12 protein-coding genes are annotated in these 17242 nt (G+C 40.2%); 4 read left to right on the top strand and 8 right to left on the bottom strand.

All coding sequences use genetic code 11. The features are described 5' to 3' along the window. Nucleotides 1-191: 191 nt before the first annotated feature. Together E7T07_RS07820 and E7T07_RS07815 are read left to right on the top strand one after the other, a co-directional pair. Nucleotides 192-1475: an MFS transporter gene (locus E7T07_RS07820; RefSeq protein WP_135710558.1), complete on the top strand. Its 1284-nt coding sequence runs from the start codon at nucleotides 192-194 to the stop codon at nucleotides 1473-1475. Nucleotides 1476-1488: 13 nt separating this feature from the next. After that, nucleotides 1489-4512: a glycoside hydrolase family 2 TIM barrel-domain containing protein gene (locus E7T07_RS07815; RefSeq protein WP_135710557.1), complete on the top strand. Its 3024-nt coding sequence runs from the start codon at nucleotides 1489-1491 to the stop codon at nucleotides 4510-4512. Nucleotides 4513-4561: 49 nt separating this feature from the next. Here E7T07_RS07815 and E7T07_RS07810 read toward each other — a convergent pair whose 3' ends face one another. The 7 genes from E7T07_RS07810 to mukF form a co-directional block, all read right to left on the bottom strand. Beyond that, the gene (locus tag E7T07_RS07810; RefSeq protein WP_135710556.1) at nucleotides 4562-4960 is read right to left on the bottom strand and encodes a type II toxin-antitoxin system VapC family toxin; all 399 of its coding nucleotides are present in this window, start codon (nucleotides 4958-4960) and stop codon (nucleotides 4562-4564) included. Further along, complete coding sequence (locus E7T07_RS07805; protein WP_135710554.1) at nucleotides 4957-5205, bottom strand: antitoxin; 249 nt, start codon at nucleotides 5203-5205, stop codon at nucleotides 4957-4959. The genes E7T07_RS07810 and E7T07_RS07805 overlap by 4 nt, the downstream gene beginning before the upstream one ends. A 182-nt stretch (nucleotides 5206-5387) precedes the next feature. Then, nucleotides 5388-5675 carry a type II toxin-antitoxin system RelE/ParE family toxin gene (locus E7T07_RS07800; protein WP_135710602.1) on the bottom strand — a complete coding sequence of 96 codons (288 nt, stop codon included), beginning with the start codon at nucleotides 5673-5675 and terminating at the stop codon, nucleotides 5388-5390. Continuing rightward, complete coding sequence (locus E7T07_RS07795) at nucleotides 5668-5847, bottom strand: hypothetical protein (RefSeq protein WP_135710600.1); 180 nt, start codon at nucleotides 5845-5847, stop codon at nucleotides 5668-5670. The genes E7T07_RS07800 and E7T07_RS07795 overlap by 8 nt, the downstream gene beginning before the upstream one ends. A 185-nt stretch (nucleotides 5848-6032) precedes the next feature. Next, complete coding sequence (mukB, locus tag E7T07_RS07790; RefSeq protein ID WP_135710552.1) at nucleotides 6033-10562, bottom strand: chromosome partition protein MukB; 4530 nt, start codon at nucleotides 10560-10562, stop codon at nucleotides 6033-6035. Beyond that, a complete protein-coding gene (mukE, locus tag E7T07_RS07785) occupies nucleotides 10562-11299 on the bottom strand; it encodes a chromosome partition protein MukE (protein WP_135710550.1) in 738 nt (245 codons plus the stop codon). The genes mukB and mukE overlap by 1 nt, the downstream gene beginning before the upstream one ends. Nucleotides 11300-11333: 34 nt before the next feature. Then, nucleotides 11334-12668, bottom strand: a complete 1335-nt coding sequence (gene mukF, locus E7T07_RS07780) for a chromosome partition protein MukF (RefSeq protein WP_135710548.1) — start codon at nucleotides 12666-12668, stop codon at nucleotides 11334-11336. 178 nt (nucleotides 12669-12846) lie between these two features. On the opposite strand from mukF, the gene ttcA reads away from it, so the two are divergent. Further along, nucleotides 12847-13785 (top strand): tRNA 2-thiocytidine(32) synthetase TtcA, encoded by a 939-nt coding sequence (gene ttcA, locus E7T07_RS07775; RefSeq protein WP_135710546.1) that lies wholly within the window; start codon nucleotides 12847-12849, stop codon nucleotides 13783-13785. A gap of 135 nt (nucleotides 13786-13920) precedes the next feature. Here the strand turns inward: ttcA and E7T07_RS07770 are convergent, their stop codons facing one another. Next, nucleotides 13921-14781, bottom strand: coding sequence for an FkbM family methyltransferase (locus E7T07_RS07770; RefSeq protein ID WP_135710544.1), 861 nt, complete (start codon nucleotides 14779-14781; stop codon nucleotides 13921-13923). A 280-nt stretch (nucleotides 14782-15061) separates the two neighbouring features. Here E7T07_RS07770 and nrdD point away from each other — a divergent pair, with 280 nt between their 5' ends. Next, complete coding sequence (gene nrdD, locus E7T07_RS07765; RefSeq protein ID WP_135710542.1) at nucleotides 15062-17188, top strand: anaerobic ribonucleoside-triphosphate reductase; 2127 nt, start codon at nucleotides 15062-15064, stop codon at nucleotides 17186-17188. Nucleotides 17189-17242: the final 54 nt, after the last annotated feature.

Here is a 17242-nt window from a genome sequence, read left to right as displayed (position 1 = left end):
AATGGCTATATCTTACCTTTTTTTCTCTTTGTAGTTAACGTTAACTTTAAAATTTGTGATCTCTATCAAAAATGCAAAATGTTAACGTTAAAAAATGTGATCTAACTCACATTTTCCGCAAAAATTTATTGTCATTTATAAATGATAACGTTAACATTCAGCAAAATTTACAGCTATTTATAGGAGTTCCTATGGAAACAACAAATGCACAAGCCTATTATCTAACCAATAAAAACTATTGGCTTTTTGGTGGGTATTTCTTTGTTTACTTTTTTATTATGGCAACCTGCTATCCTTTTTTAGGCATTTGGCTGGGGGATATTAATGGGCTGTCTGGCGAAGATGCAGGGATGGTTTTTGCGATGATGTCTTTCTTTGCCCTGTGCTTTCAACCTATTTTCGGTTATGTTTCCGACAAATTAGGGGTAAAAAAACATCTACTTTGGGTATTAGCCATCACCTTAGTGTTTTACGCCCCCTTTTTTATCTATATCTTTGCCCCCTTGCTTAAAACCAATATTTGGTTAGGCTCAATGGTGGGTGGGGCTTATATGGGCTTTGTATTTCAAGCCGGCTCCCCTGCTTCCGAAGCCTATATTGAACGTATTAGCCGCCGAAGCCAATTTGAATATGGGCGTGCGCGCATGTTTGGTATGTTTGGGTGGGCAATTTGTGCATCTATCGCAGGAAATCTTTACGGCATTGACCCGAATTCTGTCTTTTGGCTAGGTTCTGCGGGGGCTTTGGTGCTATTGGTATTAATTGCGCTTGCCAAACCTGAAGAAAGCGCCACCACAAAAGTAGTTGAGCAACTTGTTTCCAATCGTAACCCTGTCACGTTAAAACAGGCTATGGCGATTTTTAAACGCGCAAAATTTTGGGCTTTGCTGGGTTATGTGGTTGGTGTAGCTTGTATTTACGATATTTTTGACCAACAATTTGGTAACTTCTTTAATACCTTTTTTACTTCTCACGCGGAAGGGATCCAAATGTTTGGCTATGTCACAACAGCCGGTGAAATGTTAAATGCTTTAATTATGTTCTTTGTGCCACTCATTATTAATCGCATTGGTGCTAAAAATGCCCTATTGATCGCAGGTTCTATTATGAGTATTCGCATTATTGGCTCATCTTTTGCCACTGAAGCATGGCACGTGGTTGTGCTCAAAACCTTGCATATGTTTGAAGTACCGTTTTATCTTGTGGGCGTATTCAAATATATTGCTAATACCTTTGAATTGCATTTTTCTGCAACAATTTATTTAGTCGCCTGCCACTTTGCGAAACAAGTGGGTAATATGATTGTATCGCCACTTGTTGGCACCGGTTACGATATTTACGGTTATCAACACACCTACTTTATTTTAGGTTGCATAGCTGTTACCTTTACTTTAATTTCTGCGTTCACGTTAACAGGTAAAATGACCTTCTCTGAACGCTATCAATTACATAAATCAAATTCGCAATCTCGCTAAAATGGAGTTTCCTATGATTTTACCGCAACATTTTGAAAACCCTGAAGTATTACATCTCAATCGCCAGCCCCATCGCGCTTATTTTGTGCCATTTGCCAAAGGGCAAAATGCCGATTCGCTTTTGCGTGAAACATCCGCTTTTTTTACCGCACTTTCAGGTAAAAATTGGGATTTTACCTATTACCACAGCGTGCAAGCATTGCCCGAAGATTTTTTAACGGCACCATTGAACACGCAAATTCCCGTGCCATCCAATTGGCAAACACAGGGTTTTGACCAACATCATTACACCAATATCAACTACCCTTTCCCTTTCGATCCGCCCTTTGTGCCGAAAGAAAATCCTTGTGGTCATTACCGCCATTGCTTTGATTTTGAACCCCAAGCGGACAAACGTTATTTACTCAATTTTGAAGGCGTGGATAGCTGTTTCTTTGTTTATGTGAATCAGCAATTTGTGGGATTTGGGCAAATTAGTCATAGCACCAACGAATTTGAGATTACCGATCATCTAAAATCAGGGAAAAATCAGCTGGATGTGCTGGTGTTAAAATGGTGCGCAGGCAGTTATTTGGAAGATCAGGATAAATTCCGTATGTCGGGCATTTTCCGTGATGTCTATTTATTAACCCGCGATGTAAATTATTTGCACGATTTCGTTATTAAAACTGAATTAAATTCAGCCTTAACGCAAGCTACATTGACGGTAGAAACACAATTTGCTCAAGAAAAACAGGCGATTGAATTTGCGTTATTTGATCCCCAAGGGGCTGAAATTGCGCGCCAACAAGCCACTACATTTTCACTGATTTTGGATAATCCGATTTTATGGAACGCCGAAAATCCGCAACTTTATCGCTTAACCATGGCGTCAGGTAATGAAGTGATTGAACAGAAAATCGGTTTCCGCAAAATTGAAGTTGATAATGGTGTATTAAAATTCAACGGACAAGCCATTAAGTTTAAAGGTGTCAATCGCCACGATAGCGACCCCGCAACAGGTTACGCTATTTCCCGTGAACAAGCGTTGGTAGATTTAGCCTTGATGAAACAACACAATATCAACGCCATTCGCACTGCACACTACCCTAACGCGCCTTGGTTTAGCGAACTTTGCGACCAATATGGTTTTTATCTTATCGCGGAAAGCGACATTGAAAGCCATGGTGCAAGTATGGCTTATGTAGCCACACCCGAAAAAAGCATTTTTCTGAATGATCCTTGTGTTAACGATGATGAAAAAATTCGTCAGCAAACCATCGACAATTTCTGTTATTTTGCCCGTGCGCCTGAATATAAATCAGCTATTTTAGACCGCACTTTTGCCAATGTGGAACGTGATAAAAACCGTACTTCTGTCGTGATTTGGTCGCTTGGCAATGAAAGTGGTTACGGCGAAAATTTTGAAGCCGCCGCGGCTTGGATTAAACAGCGCGATAAAAGCCGTTTGGTGCATTATGAAAGCTCTATTTATCAGCATAGCCAGTACCAAAATGATGTATCCCATTTAGACTTTTACAGCGAAATGTACCCTGCAACGGAATCCTTAGATCGCTATTGTACCGACCCAACCAAAACGAAACCCTATATTCTTTGCGAATATACGCACGCCATGGGAAATTCCAACGGCGATGCGGAAGATTACTGGCAAACCTTTGAAAAATATGAAAAATCCTGTGGTGGTTTTGTATGGGAATGGTGCGACCATGCCCCTTATTTGCCGGATAATTCAGGTCGCGTAGGCTACGGTGGTGATTTTGGTGATACGCCGAATGATGGTAATTTCTGTATGGATGGCTTGGTTTCCCAAGATCGTATTCCGCATACCAATTTGTTGGAACTGAAAAATGTTAACCGCCCAATTCGTGCGTTTCGTCATGATGACAAAATTTTTGTAAAAAATTATTGGGATTTTACGAATCTTGCCGATGCCGTCACGATTCGTTATACCGTTATGTGCGATGGTAAAATTTCAAATCAAGGCGAATTAAAGGTGAATTGCCCACCAAAAGAATCGACCCTTTTGCCAATTTCATGGTGTGATGATGACAATGCGAGTTTTGTTACTCTCGATTTAGACTATATCAGCACGCAACAGCATCCATTATTACAGGATTCCCATCGTTTGGGATTTGACCAATTAATTCTCCGAAGTGGAAATTGGGTTCAGCCAAAAACTACGGAAAAATTGACCGCGCTTTTACCCTTAAAAGTCACGGAATATGATCAATCTATTGTGATAGAAAATGATGTTTATCGTTATGTGTTCAATAAAAATCAAGGCATTTTTACGGAAATATCTAAAAATGGTCAAGCGATTATTGAACAACCGTTAGATTTCAATATTTGGCGTGCACCAACAGATAATGATCGTTTAATTCGAGAGCAATGGCAAAATGCCGGTTATCACATTGCTTATACTCGTGCTTATCAAATCAGTTGGTCACAAACTGAAAGTGCGGTCATTATTGACGCGGATTTAGGCATAGTGGCGACTGCAAAAAGCCGAATTTTAACGTTGCATGTTCGTTATCAAATTCATACTGACGGCGAATTAACAATAAAAGTTACTGCCAATCGTCCGGCTCATTTGCCTTATTTACCGCGCTTTGGCTTGCGTTTCTTCTTGCCTAAAGTACAAAATAACGTGCAATATTTTGGCTATGGCGAGCAAGAAAGCTATATAGACAAACATCATTTAGCGAAATTGGGGCATTATGAAATTGATTTAAACAATTACCAAATGCCTTATGTCAAACCACAGGAAAATAACAGCCATTATGGTACCCATTTTGTCACATCGGATGGGTTAACCATTACCGCAGCTGCACCATTTAGTTTTAGTCTTTTGCCTTATACGCAAGAAGAAATGACGGAAAAATCCCATTGTTATGATTTAGTAGAATGTGATTCAACGGTATTGTGCGTAGATTACAAAATGAGCGGCATTGGCTCAAATTCTTGTGGCCCTGCCTTAAAAGCAAAATATCGCCTTAATGAAACGGAATTTGATTGGGATATTTGTATGCGAATTTAAATGTGATGTGAATGATCGTAATAAGGGCGCATGGTGCGCCCTTTTTTAATCATGCTAACCAATCTTCAATTTGCAGATTAGGAATTTGCTTAAAAGCTTGATCATTGGTGACTAAAATAGCATTAAGGCTAAAGGCATGAGCCGCAATTTGCATATCTAACGGAGCTAAATTTTTACCAAGGCTTTCTGCCTGTGTTTTGAATTCACCATAAATTTTAGCCACTGAACTATCAAAAGGCATCACATCGACACGTAATAAAAACTCATCAATCAGTTTTTTAAGCTTGACTGCTTCAGGACGTTTCGCCAAACCATAATACAATTCTGCTTCTGTAATCGCTGAAATGCATAATGTGTGAATAGGGATATTTAATAAACGTGTGATGGCTTTAGGATTTTGACGGATGATATGACTGACCATATTGGTATCTAACATATAAAACTTCATTCTTTCCAACCCTCAAAAGGATCGCGTTGATGTTCGGTCTTATCACGTACAATTTCAAATTCCCCTAACTCGAGATTTTGGGCTGCATTAAAAAAACTCGCCCAATCCGCAGGTTTACGGGATAAAATAACATCACCTGTTTCAGGATCTTGACGAATATAAACTTCATCAACATTAAAACGAAATGCGGCAGGCAAGCGTACGGCTTGGCTTCGTCCATTGGTAAATAACTTTGCAGTTTGCATATTTACTCTCCTATCTAAAAGTATAGATCAAAGTATATCACAACCCCTGACGAGTTCAAATTTTAAACGAAGGTTACTACACACAAAAAAGTGCGGTCAAAATCATTCACGTTTTGACCGCACTTATCACTTAATTCTTTTGAACAGACTACTCCATTGCCCCACCCCACACAAACCAACTTTTATGATCTAGGATATAAACGGCTTGAGTGAATAATAGTAATTATCCAAATGCAATCTTCTTTTTCTTCATAAACAATTCTATAGCCTCTAACAAAAGCTTCCCGAGTATTATCATCACGTTTTCGCCCAATCGCAGACGGTAGATATGAAATTGATTCAATTTTATTGAAAATTGCTTCGCTTAATTTAATTCCACTTAATTCATATCCTGTAAATGCAATAACATTTTCAATAATTTCATTAAGATTATTTAATGCTAAGGGGGAAAATTGTTCAGATTTAGCGATGAGCAAATTGAATCTCCTGTTCAATCAGATTTTTTGCTGATTTCTCAATAGTTTGGTGAATTTGAGCTTTGACTTGTTCAAATGGAATACCCTGCCCTGTGGCTAATTCCTTTTTTCCTTGTTGTATTTGTTGAGTCAAAAACTCGTCATAACCTTTTTCTTTGAATAACATGATAATATCTCTAAAAATTACTAAATATATGCTCAAATAATACCCTTATTTGTAAACAAATCAATAGGGGATTTATTTACAAATGGATAAGTTCAAATTTTAGACAAAGGTTTTCGTACACAAAAAAGTGCGGTCAAAATCATTCACGTTTTGACCGCACTTATCACTTAATTCTTTTGAACAGACTACTCCGTTGCCCCAAATCCACGTAAACCAACTACATGTACATGTTCTTGGTTGCCTGAAATTTTACGCACCAGTTTATAGGTTGTGCCTTTTTCCGGGCTGATGTTTTCAGGGGCGGCGATGAGCAACTGCATATCTAAACGTTCGCACAATTCAAATAAGGTGCTGATAGATTTACCGTCTAAACGCGCTGCTTCGTCTAAGAATAATAAGCGGCACGGTAAAATGTCTTTACCGCGTAAACGGCGGCTTTCTTCTTCCCAGCTTTGAACCACCATAAGCAAGATTGACATCCCTGTACCAATCGCTTCACCCGTTGATAACGCGCCACTTTCTGCTCGTAACCAGCCATCTGCACCACGGTACACTTCCACTTCAAGATCGAGATAATTACGGTAATCCAGCAATTCTTCCCCAATGGTTTGCGCCGTACGTTGTCCCATATCAATATGCGGATTTAAGCGTTGATAGAGTTTCGCCATCGCCTCAGAGAAGGTCATACGATTATCATTAAATAAATCCTGATAATCTTCTTGCGTGCCTGAAAGCGCGTCTAATAACATGGCGTGGGTATCACGAATATTCACCACTAAACGCACGGATTTCACCTGACCAAAGGCGATATTTTGTAACCCTTGGTTGAGCATACGAATACGATTTTGCTCACGTTGAATGGTTTTACGCATAATATTCGCCACAGACTCTGAGCTAATCGCCAATTTTTGCTCACGGTTGGTTAATTCATCCGTGAGTCGATTTAACTCAATTTCCATTTGCTCGATAGCATCAATTGGGTCATCGGTTTTAATGATGTCTTGGCGAATACGCTCGCGCAAATGTTGATACACCGCGATAAAGAACCGCACTTTATTTTCAGGTTTACGGCTATCTTCCGACAAGCGCAATGCGTCACGCAAATATTCATTGTCCGCCACCGCTTGACGCAACGCCCCCAACGCTTTATCCGACATGGAACGCAATTCATCCGCAGACAAATAAGCCAATTCACGGCGATTTAAGCGTTTTTCCACATCGGAATGGCGAGATAAACGCAACACTACACACCAACTGACTTTTGCCGCCACCACAAGCTCACGCTGTTGTTTATAATCACGTTCCGCTTTACGAATACGGCGACTTAAATTTTCCGCTTCGCTTTCAATTAGGGTTAATTGTTTTTCCACATAAGAACGGCGTTGACGGCCGGTAGAAAGCTGTTGATACAACTCATCTTTACGTACGCGCGCGCGCTCTTCCGCCCCGGCGTCTGCACGAACACCAAGCTCAGAAACTTCAGTAATTAATTCTTGTAACAACTGATTTTTGCTCACTTGCGAACTTTGCAATTGAATAAACACCTGATTGTACTGGGCAAATTGCGCTTGTTTTTGACGCACTTGTTCGCGTTGCGCATCGCGTTTGGCTTGAACCTGTTCTAAGCGCGAACGTAATTGCTCATTTAAACCATTGCTTTCCGTTTGCACATCATCTTCATAACTAAAATGGTTTTTACGTTGAACCACATCTGCCAACGCAAACACTTTTTGTTGCACTTGTTTTTGCTGTTCAATCGCTTGCGCTAAATCATCTTTTAAGCGTTCATAATTCTCAGGGTCGCTTTGCAAGGTATTGGCAATCGGTTCTAACTGCGCCAAGCTGTTGCCATGTTGACGAATAAAGATTTCATCTTGTTCCGCAACATCTAATTGTTCACGACATTCTTCAATACGATCAAGCAAACTGTCATCGGCAATGATCGCTAATTGTGGAATGAGTTTATTTAACAACTGCATATGCTCTTTGGCGTTGTCTAATTTAATGCGTAATTGTTGTTCTGTAGTAGAAAGTGCGGTCAATTCACGGTCAATTTCATTACGTTCCACATTGATTTCGCGCATCAATTCTTCAGGGTTAGGTAAAAATGCTAACGCCAAATGCAAGCTAATAAACTGACTGAATTGACTATGGATACGCTGGCATTTTTGTACGTCAAATGCTACTTGCGCATAGTTTTCCGCGACTTCATCACGTTGAATTTCCAGTTCAGCTAAATGTTTTTCACGTGCTGCACGGCCAAATAATGGAATTTCAGGGAATTTTGAATAACGAACTTCGCGTTCTGAAACCTGAACAACCACACCGTGTTCAAGCTCTTGTGCTGACAATACGCTATCATCAAACTCAGAAGGATCCCCCTCGATTAAATATAAATCATCAGGACAATCCTCTAAGGTCGTGAGTTGCTCTTTTACCGCTTGAATATCACGTACCACAATCGCATGACGTGCCGGTCCATAAAGTGCGGAGAAATATGGTGCATCTTCAATCGGTACATCATCATAAAGCTCTGACAGCAACACGCCACCAAAGCGTTCCGCTAACATATTCAAACGCGCATCTTCTGAACCATCCGGTTGACTTAAACGCGTAATTTGTTCATCTAATTGTTGGCGTTTTTGTTCCAATTTATCGCGTTGAATGGTCAATTCGCGCTCTTTAGTCACTTGCCCTTGCATGAAATTCATCACATCTTGGCTATCTTCAAAACGCTCGCCGGATTGTTCTTCTAAACGTTCTAACGCGGCTTGAGCCGTTAACCAAGCTGGAGCTTTGGCTGCATTTTCATTGTAAGCCGCATTCAACTGCTCGCGTTTTTGACGTAAAGTGGAGCGATTTTCCACTTGCTCGGAAAGTTCCGCATTTAAGTCATCTAATAAAGCTTCTTGCTCATTATAGCATTCTTCCAACTCATCGGCGGTTTCAAGGCTGGTATTCGCGCGTTGATTAAAATCATTTAATAATTTAACCGCACTTTGTTGTTGTGCATAACGCTGCTCTAATTCGTGTAATTTCGCGCGCAATTGTGGCGTTTGAGCGGCTTGTACTTTTTGTGTTGGATATTCGCGCAATAATTCTTTTGCACTTTCCCATGCCGCTGAACGAGGCACTTCGCCGGCAATTTTACAAACCAATTGATAGGCTTTATCAAATTGGGTTTTCGCTGCTTCGGAAATCGCCATTTTTTGCTCAAGCTCAAGGACACGTTCCGTTACAGTTTCCGCTTGTGCTGCAAATTCTTCGTGATATTCATCCACATTTTTCACCGCCAGATCGGCTAAGCCACACAAGGTCTTCGCTTTTTCTAAGGCTTGAATCGCTTGTTGATATTGCAACGCACGGGTCTGTTGAGCATCAAGTGCTTGTTGGTAGTCCGCTAATTGGCTACGAATTTGGTCCACTTCGGTTTCAAGTTGCTCAAATTGCGCTTGGCTTTCTTCAAGCTGTTCATTCGCTGTTTCTACCACGATTTTTTGTTCTTCGAGTTTTTCATTTAACTCGGTGACATCATCTTGATAACGCTCGATTTTTTCTTGATGACGTAAAGCGTTGAGAACTAAATTTAAATGATCTGCCGCGCTTTGGTGGTCCACTTCAAGCGTTTTCTCATTTTCCGCTAATTCTGCCGCTTCTCGACTTAAATCAATCAAACGATGTTGGGATAAATCTTGTTCGAATTTTGCTTGATACCATTCTTTACGGAAAGTTAACGCCGCTTCAATATTGCCCTGACGCTCATTGGCGTTACGCATATAATCTGACGCTACATAGTTTGTGGTTTCCGTAATCAAATGTTTGAATAAATCGCGATCCGATTGAGTCATTTTAATGGCTTCAAGGGTCATACGGTTTTCACGCAACGCGCTTTCCATATCTTGGAAGGCTTTGCGCACGCCTAAATTCTCAGGCAATAAATAATCGCGCAAAGATTTTGTAATCGCACTTGAAATCCCACCATAAAGGGAGGCTTCGATAAGTTTATAGAATTTGCTACGGTCAGAAGATGAACGTAAACGTTTTGGAATGATGCCCAAATCAAACATCATACCGTGATAATCGGCAATGGAATGATATTGCTTGAATTGTCCGCCAAGTTCGTCGATTTTGTCTTTAAGTTCCGTTAAACCTAACACTTTCGCTTGACGTTCATTCACGACTTCCGTGAAAAGAGCGGTCGGATTAATGGATAATTCAATACCTTGCAAGCTGAAGGTTTTAATATCCACTTTTTTATCACGACCCGCAACCTGTTGCAGACGTGCACCCACAAGCACACGCTGATGACGTGAATTCACGCAATCTAAAACCGCGTAACAAACGCCAGGGCGTAATTTACCGTGCAAACCTTTATCGCGAGAACCGCCACTCGCGCCTGCTTCCGTGGTATTGCGGAAATGCAACAGCGTTAAATCAGGAATTAAAGCTGTCACAAAACCTGCCATGGTGGTGGATTTACCTGCCCCATTCCCCCCTGAAAGAGTGGTCACCAGTTCGTCTAAATCGAAGGTACGCGCAAAGAAACCATTCCAGTTAATTAAGGTTAAAGAACGGAATTTACCCCGCGCAACGCCGGCCGGTGTAGCAAAGGGCGAAAGCGCGGTGAAATTATCGAGAGTTTCATCTTCACTTTCGGCGGTCTCAATCACTTCTTCCGCTTCAAGCACATCTTGCTCTAATTCAAACTCCGCCATTATTCCGCTCCTTCTTGATTATTATCATCTTCAAAATCTTCTTCATTTTCTACCGCACTTTCCTCGTCCAAAGCGTTTTTCTCCGCTGTCAAGGATTCTGGTGTTGCGGCTTCCCCATCGCGAATTAAACGCAACTGCGCTTCACGTAAATCTTCACCACCACGCACTTCCGCCCCAAAACGGAACACAGATTCAGAAATGGTAAATTTACCGCTATTTTGCTCACCGACTGTATGCAACATTCCTAAACGGCGTAAACGCCCAATGGCTGCACGCACTTTTTCTGCTAATTTCTGTTTATCTAAATCCGAACCGCTAGCACGCAAATTAATAGCTTTCAACAATTTTGCTTCATCCGCCAAATTTAATAACTCGTCATACACTTCTTGTACGGTAAAAATGCCCTGTTGCGCTAAACGTTCCGGACTAAGATATAAATAACACAACACCTTACCTACCAACATTTCCAATTCACTCAACACTGAACGGGCAATCAACGTTGTCGCTTTCGGACGCAAATAGAAAAAGCCTTCAGGCGCGCGAATGAGCTCTACATTATAACGGCGATAAAAACCATCTAATTCATTTTGGAAATCAGCCAAAAACGCATAATTATCAATATGTTCCTGCCCAATATGTCTCCCCGAACGCAACAGACTATCTACCGCAGGAAATAAAGGATTTGCAATGGCTGCCGCTAATTTTGTTGAAATTAAGTCTTGAAGATTTTCGTTCATTTTTTCTTCTCTTTATAAAATTCGATTTCGATAGCTATTTATATTCATCAATCACATTGGCTTGTACTTCAGCACCGTAATCATTGATTTCGTGCCATTGGGAATAAACGCCTGATAAATCTGCGCTTGCCATACCCAAACGAACGGCTTGATCGACAATAATACGCGCCACATCGAAATGACGTGACAGCGGATAATTGTCGAGTTGTTGTTTGAGTACCAAACTTAAATCAATCGGTTGATTATGTTCACGGTGGTTAATTAACAAGGCTTGCATCGCTTCTACAATTTGATCGTGTAAATCGGAAAGCTGTTCATATTGTAATTCTTCAGGTAATTCACCAAGCGCGTCTTCATCGCGTAAAGCTAATTCTTCATCTCGTAAATCAATTAAACGTTCTGCTTGTGCCGTCCATAAATACCAAGGCGCATCAAAATAGTGATGAATCGAATTGCGTAAACGTTGGCTAAATACCCGATTTTTATCCATATCAATGGCAGTACGAATAAATTTGTGCACATGGCGGTCGTAACCAATCCATAAATCAATGGCCTGTTGCCCCCAACTAATAATACGGTCTAATTTCGCTTGCAAATCAATGATAAGTTGGTCAATAAAATACAATTCATCATGTTCAATAACGCAGTCTTGAATGCGTAATAATTGAGCTTGTAATTTATCGCCGGCAGCATTTAGGGTATCCTGTAACTCGCGCAAATTCCCTGATGTTTCATCTAATAAACGCTCACAACTCGCAATTGCCGCTTGCCAATCTTTAGTTAGGAGTTCGGCGATTTCTTCTTTAATACTCTGTTGATTTTCATCCATAATGCGTTGAGATAAATCAATGCTATCGAAAATTTCTGCAACAGAATATTTCAGTGGTGCAAACACATTGCGACGCCAAAAGTATTCATCTTCATTTTTGAGATGACCTTCTTCCGCAGATTTTGCGGCACGTTGAATTTCATCGGCAACAATGGCTAATTGTACAGACAATCGCAATGCAGAAAATTCTCGTTGACGAATATAATAATCTGAGACACCTACGCCCAATGGGGTGAGGCGGTAGATAGATAATCCTTCGGTAAATTCACTGCTAAAACGATTAAGAAAACGTTGTTTCACTAAATCATTGATGGCGTTATTGGCACGCGTTGTCACCGCGTCCGATAAATCGAATTCTTTTGACACTTGGCGGTAAATATCTACCAAATCGCTTTCTTGCATTTCGCCATCAAAGCGTTCGTTATTAAAAAGGGCGATTGCCAACAAAAAGGCTAAACGTTCCGTATTCAAATTTAAGGAAAACTCACGTTCTCTTGCCCAAGAAACTAATTCAGGGATCGTTTGTGATGTTTCGGACATTGATTTTTCTCAAGACACAAAAAATTTTGCCGATTATACAGTATTTTACGCTAATCTTACAGCTTGATTTTTTTACAGAAAATTTCTGATTTTTTCACCGCACTTTTATTGCTTTTTAGCAAGAAAAACGTACTATACGCAGCATTTCTCTCAAACTTGACCTATTAAGAAGATTTTTATGACCGAACAAACTGAAAAAGAAAAAAAGCAAATTTATAACTTAAATAAATTACAAAAACGTTTACGCCGCAACGTAGGCAATGCCATTGCGGATTTCAATATGATTGAAGAGGGTGACAAAGTGATGGTTTGTCTTTCGGGCGGAAAAGACAGCTATACATTGTTGGATATTTTGCTGAATTTAAAACTCAGCGCGCCCATTCATTTTGATATTGTGGCGGTAAATTTAGACCAAAAACAACCCGGATTCCCTGAACATGTGTTGCCTGAGTATCTACAATCCATTGGCGTAGAATACAAAATTGTGGAAGAAAACACCTATGGCATCGTGAAGGAAAAAATTCCGGAAGGGAAAACCACTTGTTCACTCTGCTCTCGTTTACGCCGTGGGATTTTGTATCGCACTGCAACGGAATTAGGCGCAACGAAAATTGCTTTAGGTCATCATCGTGACGATATGTTGGCAACCTTGTTTTTGAATATGTTCTATGGCGGTAAAATGAAATCCATGCCACCTAAATTGATGAGCGATGATGGCAAACATATCGTGATTCGCCCATTGGCTTATTGCAAAGAAAAAGATATTGAAAAATATGCTATCGCTAAACAATTCCCGATTATCCCTTGCAATCTTTGTGGTTCACAGCCCAATTTACAACGCCAAGTGGTCAAAGAAATGTTGAATACTTGGGATCGTCAATACCCGGGCCGTTTGGAAACCATGTTTGCGGCGATGCAAGATGTGGTGCCATCACATTTATGTGACCCGAAATTATTTGATTTCCAAGGAATTAAGCATGGTCAACAAATAGACGGTATCGTAGGGGACATTGCCTTTGATAAAGAAGAATTGCCTACCACGTTAAAATTTGATGAAGAAGACGAACAACCTGATTTTTCAGGGGAAAGTTTGATTCAGTTTAAAGAAATTAATTAATGGGTAGAGCAAACTGCCTAATATCAAACAAACCTAGCACTGCTCGTGCTAGGTTATTTTTCATACATGATGCGCTTTATGACAAACAAATTTTGGGGATATGATTCATTAAATCAGCCGCTGATTCTGCTGGTTTTAAATGAGATATGAGTTGGAATAAAATTGTTCTGTTCTGTTCTGTTCTGTTCTGTTCTGTTCTGTTCTGTTCTGTTCTGTTCTGTTCTGTTCTGTAGCAGTGTAGTTCCAAGAAGATGGAATTGCCAATAAATTTATATCAAAGCCATTCTCTCTACGCGGTGATTGATAAAAATTATTTTCCTGATAACGATCAGAAATCACCCAATAAGCCTGATAATTTATCTGACGAAGATAATCTAAAATACCGTTAGCGGATGCGTAATGAGATTCAATGAAAATAGCAGGTTGTGCACGTTTTATGGTTTCTTTGGCACCGTTGAGTACACGAAGATCAAAACCTTCTGCATCAATTTTTAATAAATCAAGGGAGGCTAAGCGTTGCACTGGTGCAAAATCATCTAATTTAACAATGCCAATTTCTTCTTTTAGGATTTTTCCTTGGAAATGACTTTCAGTACTAAATCCTTTATCAATAGAAAAACTGCCATAGTTCCAAGGTTGACTATAATCACTGGTTTCAATCCACGCTTTTGTATTCTGATCGCTAACGCCTAAACGGTAACTTTCTACATTGATCAAATTATTTAATGCTAAATTACAGCAAAGTTGCTGAAAAATAATGCGTTGGGGTTCAAAACAAAGTACTTTTCCTTGGGACGCAAATTTAGATAAAGGAACCGCATGCATACCAATATTCGATCCCACTTCAATTACATTTGATGTATCGGAAAGTAACAACTTAAAAATCATCACTTCTGCTTCAGACCATTCGCCATAGCAGGATGCAATTTCGCTGATAAAATCCCCTTCAATAAGGTTAAACCGTCCCCAGCGTAAATCTTTTAAATAAGTTTGCATAATAAGTTCCTTTTGTATAAATCATTGTGCGCATTATAACATGTTAGACATTCATCAAGTGCGGTGAAAAAATAAAAAATTTTCACCGCACTTTGCAGATGAATATCAAAATTTGGTAAAACCGTATTAAACCTAGGCTCTAACACAATATCTTGTGCCTTTAGTTAGCATAAATTTGCCTATTTAGTGATTTGTTCTACATTTTTTAGGGTTGATATAAAAAACAAATCTATATATAGTGCGCATTAAATTTTAAAAACACAACATATAGGTAATCATTATGTCTTCATTCTACGTTATCAAACGCGATGGAGCGCGCGCGAGTTTTGAAATTCAACGCATTATTAATGCGATCAAAAAAGCAGCGAAAGCGGTTTTGGTGGAAGATGAGCGTTATTATCATCATATTGCTCAACAGGTTTTTGAGGATATTTTTAACCGTTACAGCCAAGAAATTGATATTAGCCATATCCAACAGATTGTGGAAAATAAATTAATGGCGAGCGCATATCCGCAGGTGGCGCGTGCTTATATTGAATATCGCCACGATCGCGATTTATCGCGAGAAAAACGTAGCAAATTAACCAAAGAAATTGAAGGGTTAATTGAACAAACCAATATGGCGGTGTTGAATGAAAATGCCAACAAAGACGCTAAGGTCATCCCTACTCAGCGCGATTTATTGGCGGGGATTGTGGCAAAACATTACGCGAAGCAATATTTGTTGCCAAAAGATGTGGTAGAAGCCCATGAACGTGGCGAAATTCACTACCACGATTTAGATTACGCGCCCTTTTTCCCGATGTTTAATTGTATGTTGGTGGATTTAAAAGGCATGCTTACTCAGGGTTTTAAAATGGGTAATGCAGAAATTGAACCGCCTAAATCTATCGGTACGGCAACAGCCGTTACGGCTCAAATTATTGCACAAGTGGCAAGCCATATTTATGGCGGTACCACCATTAATCGTATTGATGAAGTCCTTGCCCCTTATGTGCAAATTAGCTACGAAAAACTGCTAAAAACGGCAGAACAATGGCAAATTTCCGATGCAAAAGCCTATGCTGACGCGATGATTGAGAAAGAATGTTATGACGCTTTTCAATCCTTGGAATATGAAGTGAACACCCTACACACTGCCAATGGTCAAACACCCTTTGTGACATTTGGTTTTGGGTTGGGATTGAGTTGGCAAGCGCGGTTAATTCAGCGTTCTATTTTGAAAAATCGTCTTTGTGGTTTAGGTAAAAATCATAAAACACCGGTGTTCCCAAAACTTGTGTTTACTATTAAAAAAGGCGTCAACCAATCCCCGACAGATCCGAATTATGATATTAAAAAATTAGCCTTAGAATGTGCGTCAAAACGAATGTATCCTGATATTTTGAATTATGACCAAGTGGTTAAAGTGACAGGGTCGTTTAAAGCCCCCATGGGCTGTCGTAGTTTCTTAGGAAAATACGAAGAAAATGGGCAGGAAATTCATGATGGGCGCAACAATTTAGGGGTGGTAAGTTTGAATTTACCGCGCATTGCCTTAGAAGCGCATCAAGATGAACAACGTTTCTTTGAAATCTTGGATCAACGCTTACAGATAGCGAAGAAAGCCTTAATGACACGAATTGCCCGCCTTGAAAATACCAAAGCGCGCGTTGCACCAATTCTTTATATGGAAGGGGCTTGTGGTGTGCGTTTGAAAGCCGATGATTATGTGGCGGATATTTTCAAAAACGGACGTGCGTCCATTTCTTTAGGCTATATCGGCATCCATGAAACCATTAACGCCCTTTATCATCAAGGTCATGTGTTTGATAGCGAGATTTTGCGTGAAAAAGCCCTAAAAATTGTGGAACGCTTAAGCCAAGCGACAAAAGCTTGGGCGGCGGAAACAGGCTACGCGTTTAGCCTTTACTCTACCCCAAGCGAAAATCTTTGCGACCGCTTCTGTCGTTTGGATACGAAACAATTTGGCGTGATTGATGGCGTGACAGATAAAGGCTACTACACCAACAGTTATCATTTGGATGTAGAGAAAAAAGTCAATCCATACGATAAATTGGACTTTGAAATGCCTTATCCTGCGTTGGCAAGCGGTGGTTTTATTTGCTATGGCGAATACCCGAATGTGCAACATAATTTAAAAGCCTTAGAAGATGTTTGGGATTATGCCTATGACCGCGTGCCTTATTACGGTACAAATACGCCGATTGACGAATGTTATGAATGTGGCTTTACAGGGGAATTTGAATGTACCAGCAAAGGCTTCACTTGCCCGAAATGCGGCAATCACGATAGCGAAAAAGTATCGGTCACACGCCGAGTTTGCGGTTATCTCGGCAGCCCTGATGCGCGACCGTTTAACCCCGGTAAACAGGAAGAAGTAAAACGCAGAGTGAAGCATATGTGAGGTGTTATGTTACTTTCTTGCTCGTGCAAGAAAGTAACCAAAGAACACGCCCCG

It is taken from the genome of Actinobacillus porcinus (assembly GCF_901764995.1).
Taxonomy (GTDB): Bacteria; Pseudomonadota; Gammaproteobacteria; order Enterobacterales; family Pasteurellaceae; genus Exercitatus; species Exercitatus porcinus.
Note: the sequence above shows the minus strand (reverse complement) of the source record. Positions and strands in the feature narration are given on the sequence as shown.

Coding starts and splice junctions, on each gene's coding strand:
- E7T07_RS07820 (WP_135710558.1), top strand. CDS start 192: ATGGAAACAACAAATGCACAAGCCTATTATCTAACCAATAAAAACTAT.
- nrdD (WP_135710542.1), top strand. CDS start 15,062: ATGTCTTCATTCTACGTTATCAAACGCGATGGAGCGCGCGCGAGTTTT.
- E7T07_RS07770 (WP_135710544.1), bottom strand. CDS start 14,781: ATGCAAACTTATTTAAAAGATTTACGCTGGGGACGGTTTAACCTTATT.
- E7T07_RS07810 (WP_135710556.1), bottom strand. CDS start 4,960: ATGAAGTTTTATATGTTAGATACCAATATGGTCAGTCATATCATCCGT.
- mukF (WP_135710548.1), bottom strand. CDS start 12,668: ATGTCCGAAACATCACAAACGATCCCTGAATTAGTTTCTTGGGCAAGA.
- E7T07_RS07795 (WP_135710600.1), bottom strand. CDS start 5,847: ATGTTATTCAAAGAAAAAGGTTATGACGAGTTTTTGACTCAACAAATA.
- E7T07_RS07805 (WP_135710554.1), bottom strand. CDS start 5,205: ATGCAAACTGCAAAGTTATTTACCAATGGACGAAGCCAAGCCGTACGC.
- mukB (WP_135710552.1), bottom strand. CDS start 10,562: ATGGCGGAGTTTGAATTAGAGCAAGATGTGCTTGAAGCGGAAGAAGTG.
- ttcA (WP_135710546.1), top strand. CDS start 12,847: ATGACCGAACAAACTGAAAAAGAAAAAAAGCAAATTTATAACTTAAAT.
- mukE (WP_135710550.1), bottom strand. CDS start 11,299: ATGAACGAAAATCTTCAAGACTTAATTTCAACAAAATTAGCGGCAGCC.
- E7T07_RS07815 (WP_135710557.1), top strand. CDS start 1,489: ATGATTTTACCGCAACATTTTGAAAACCCTGAAGTATTACATCTCAAT.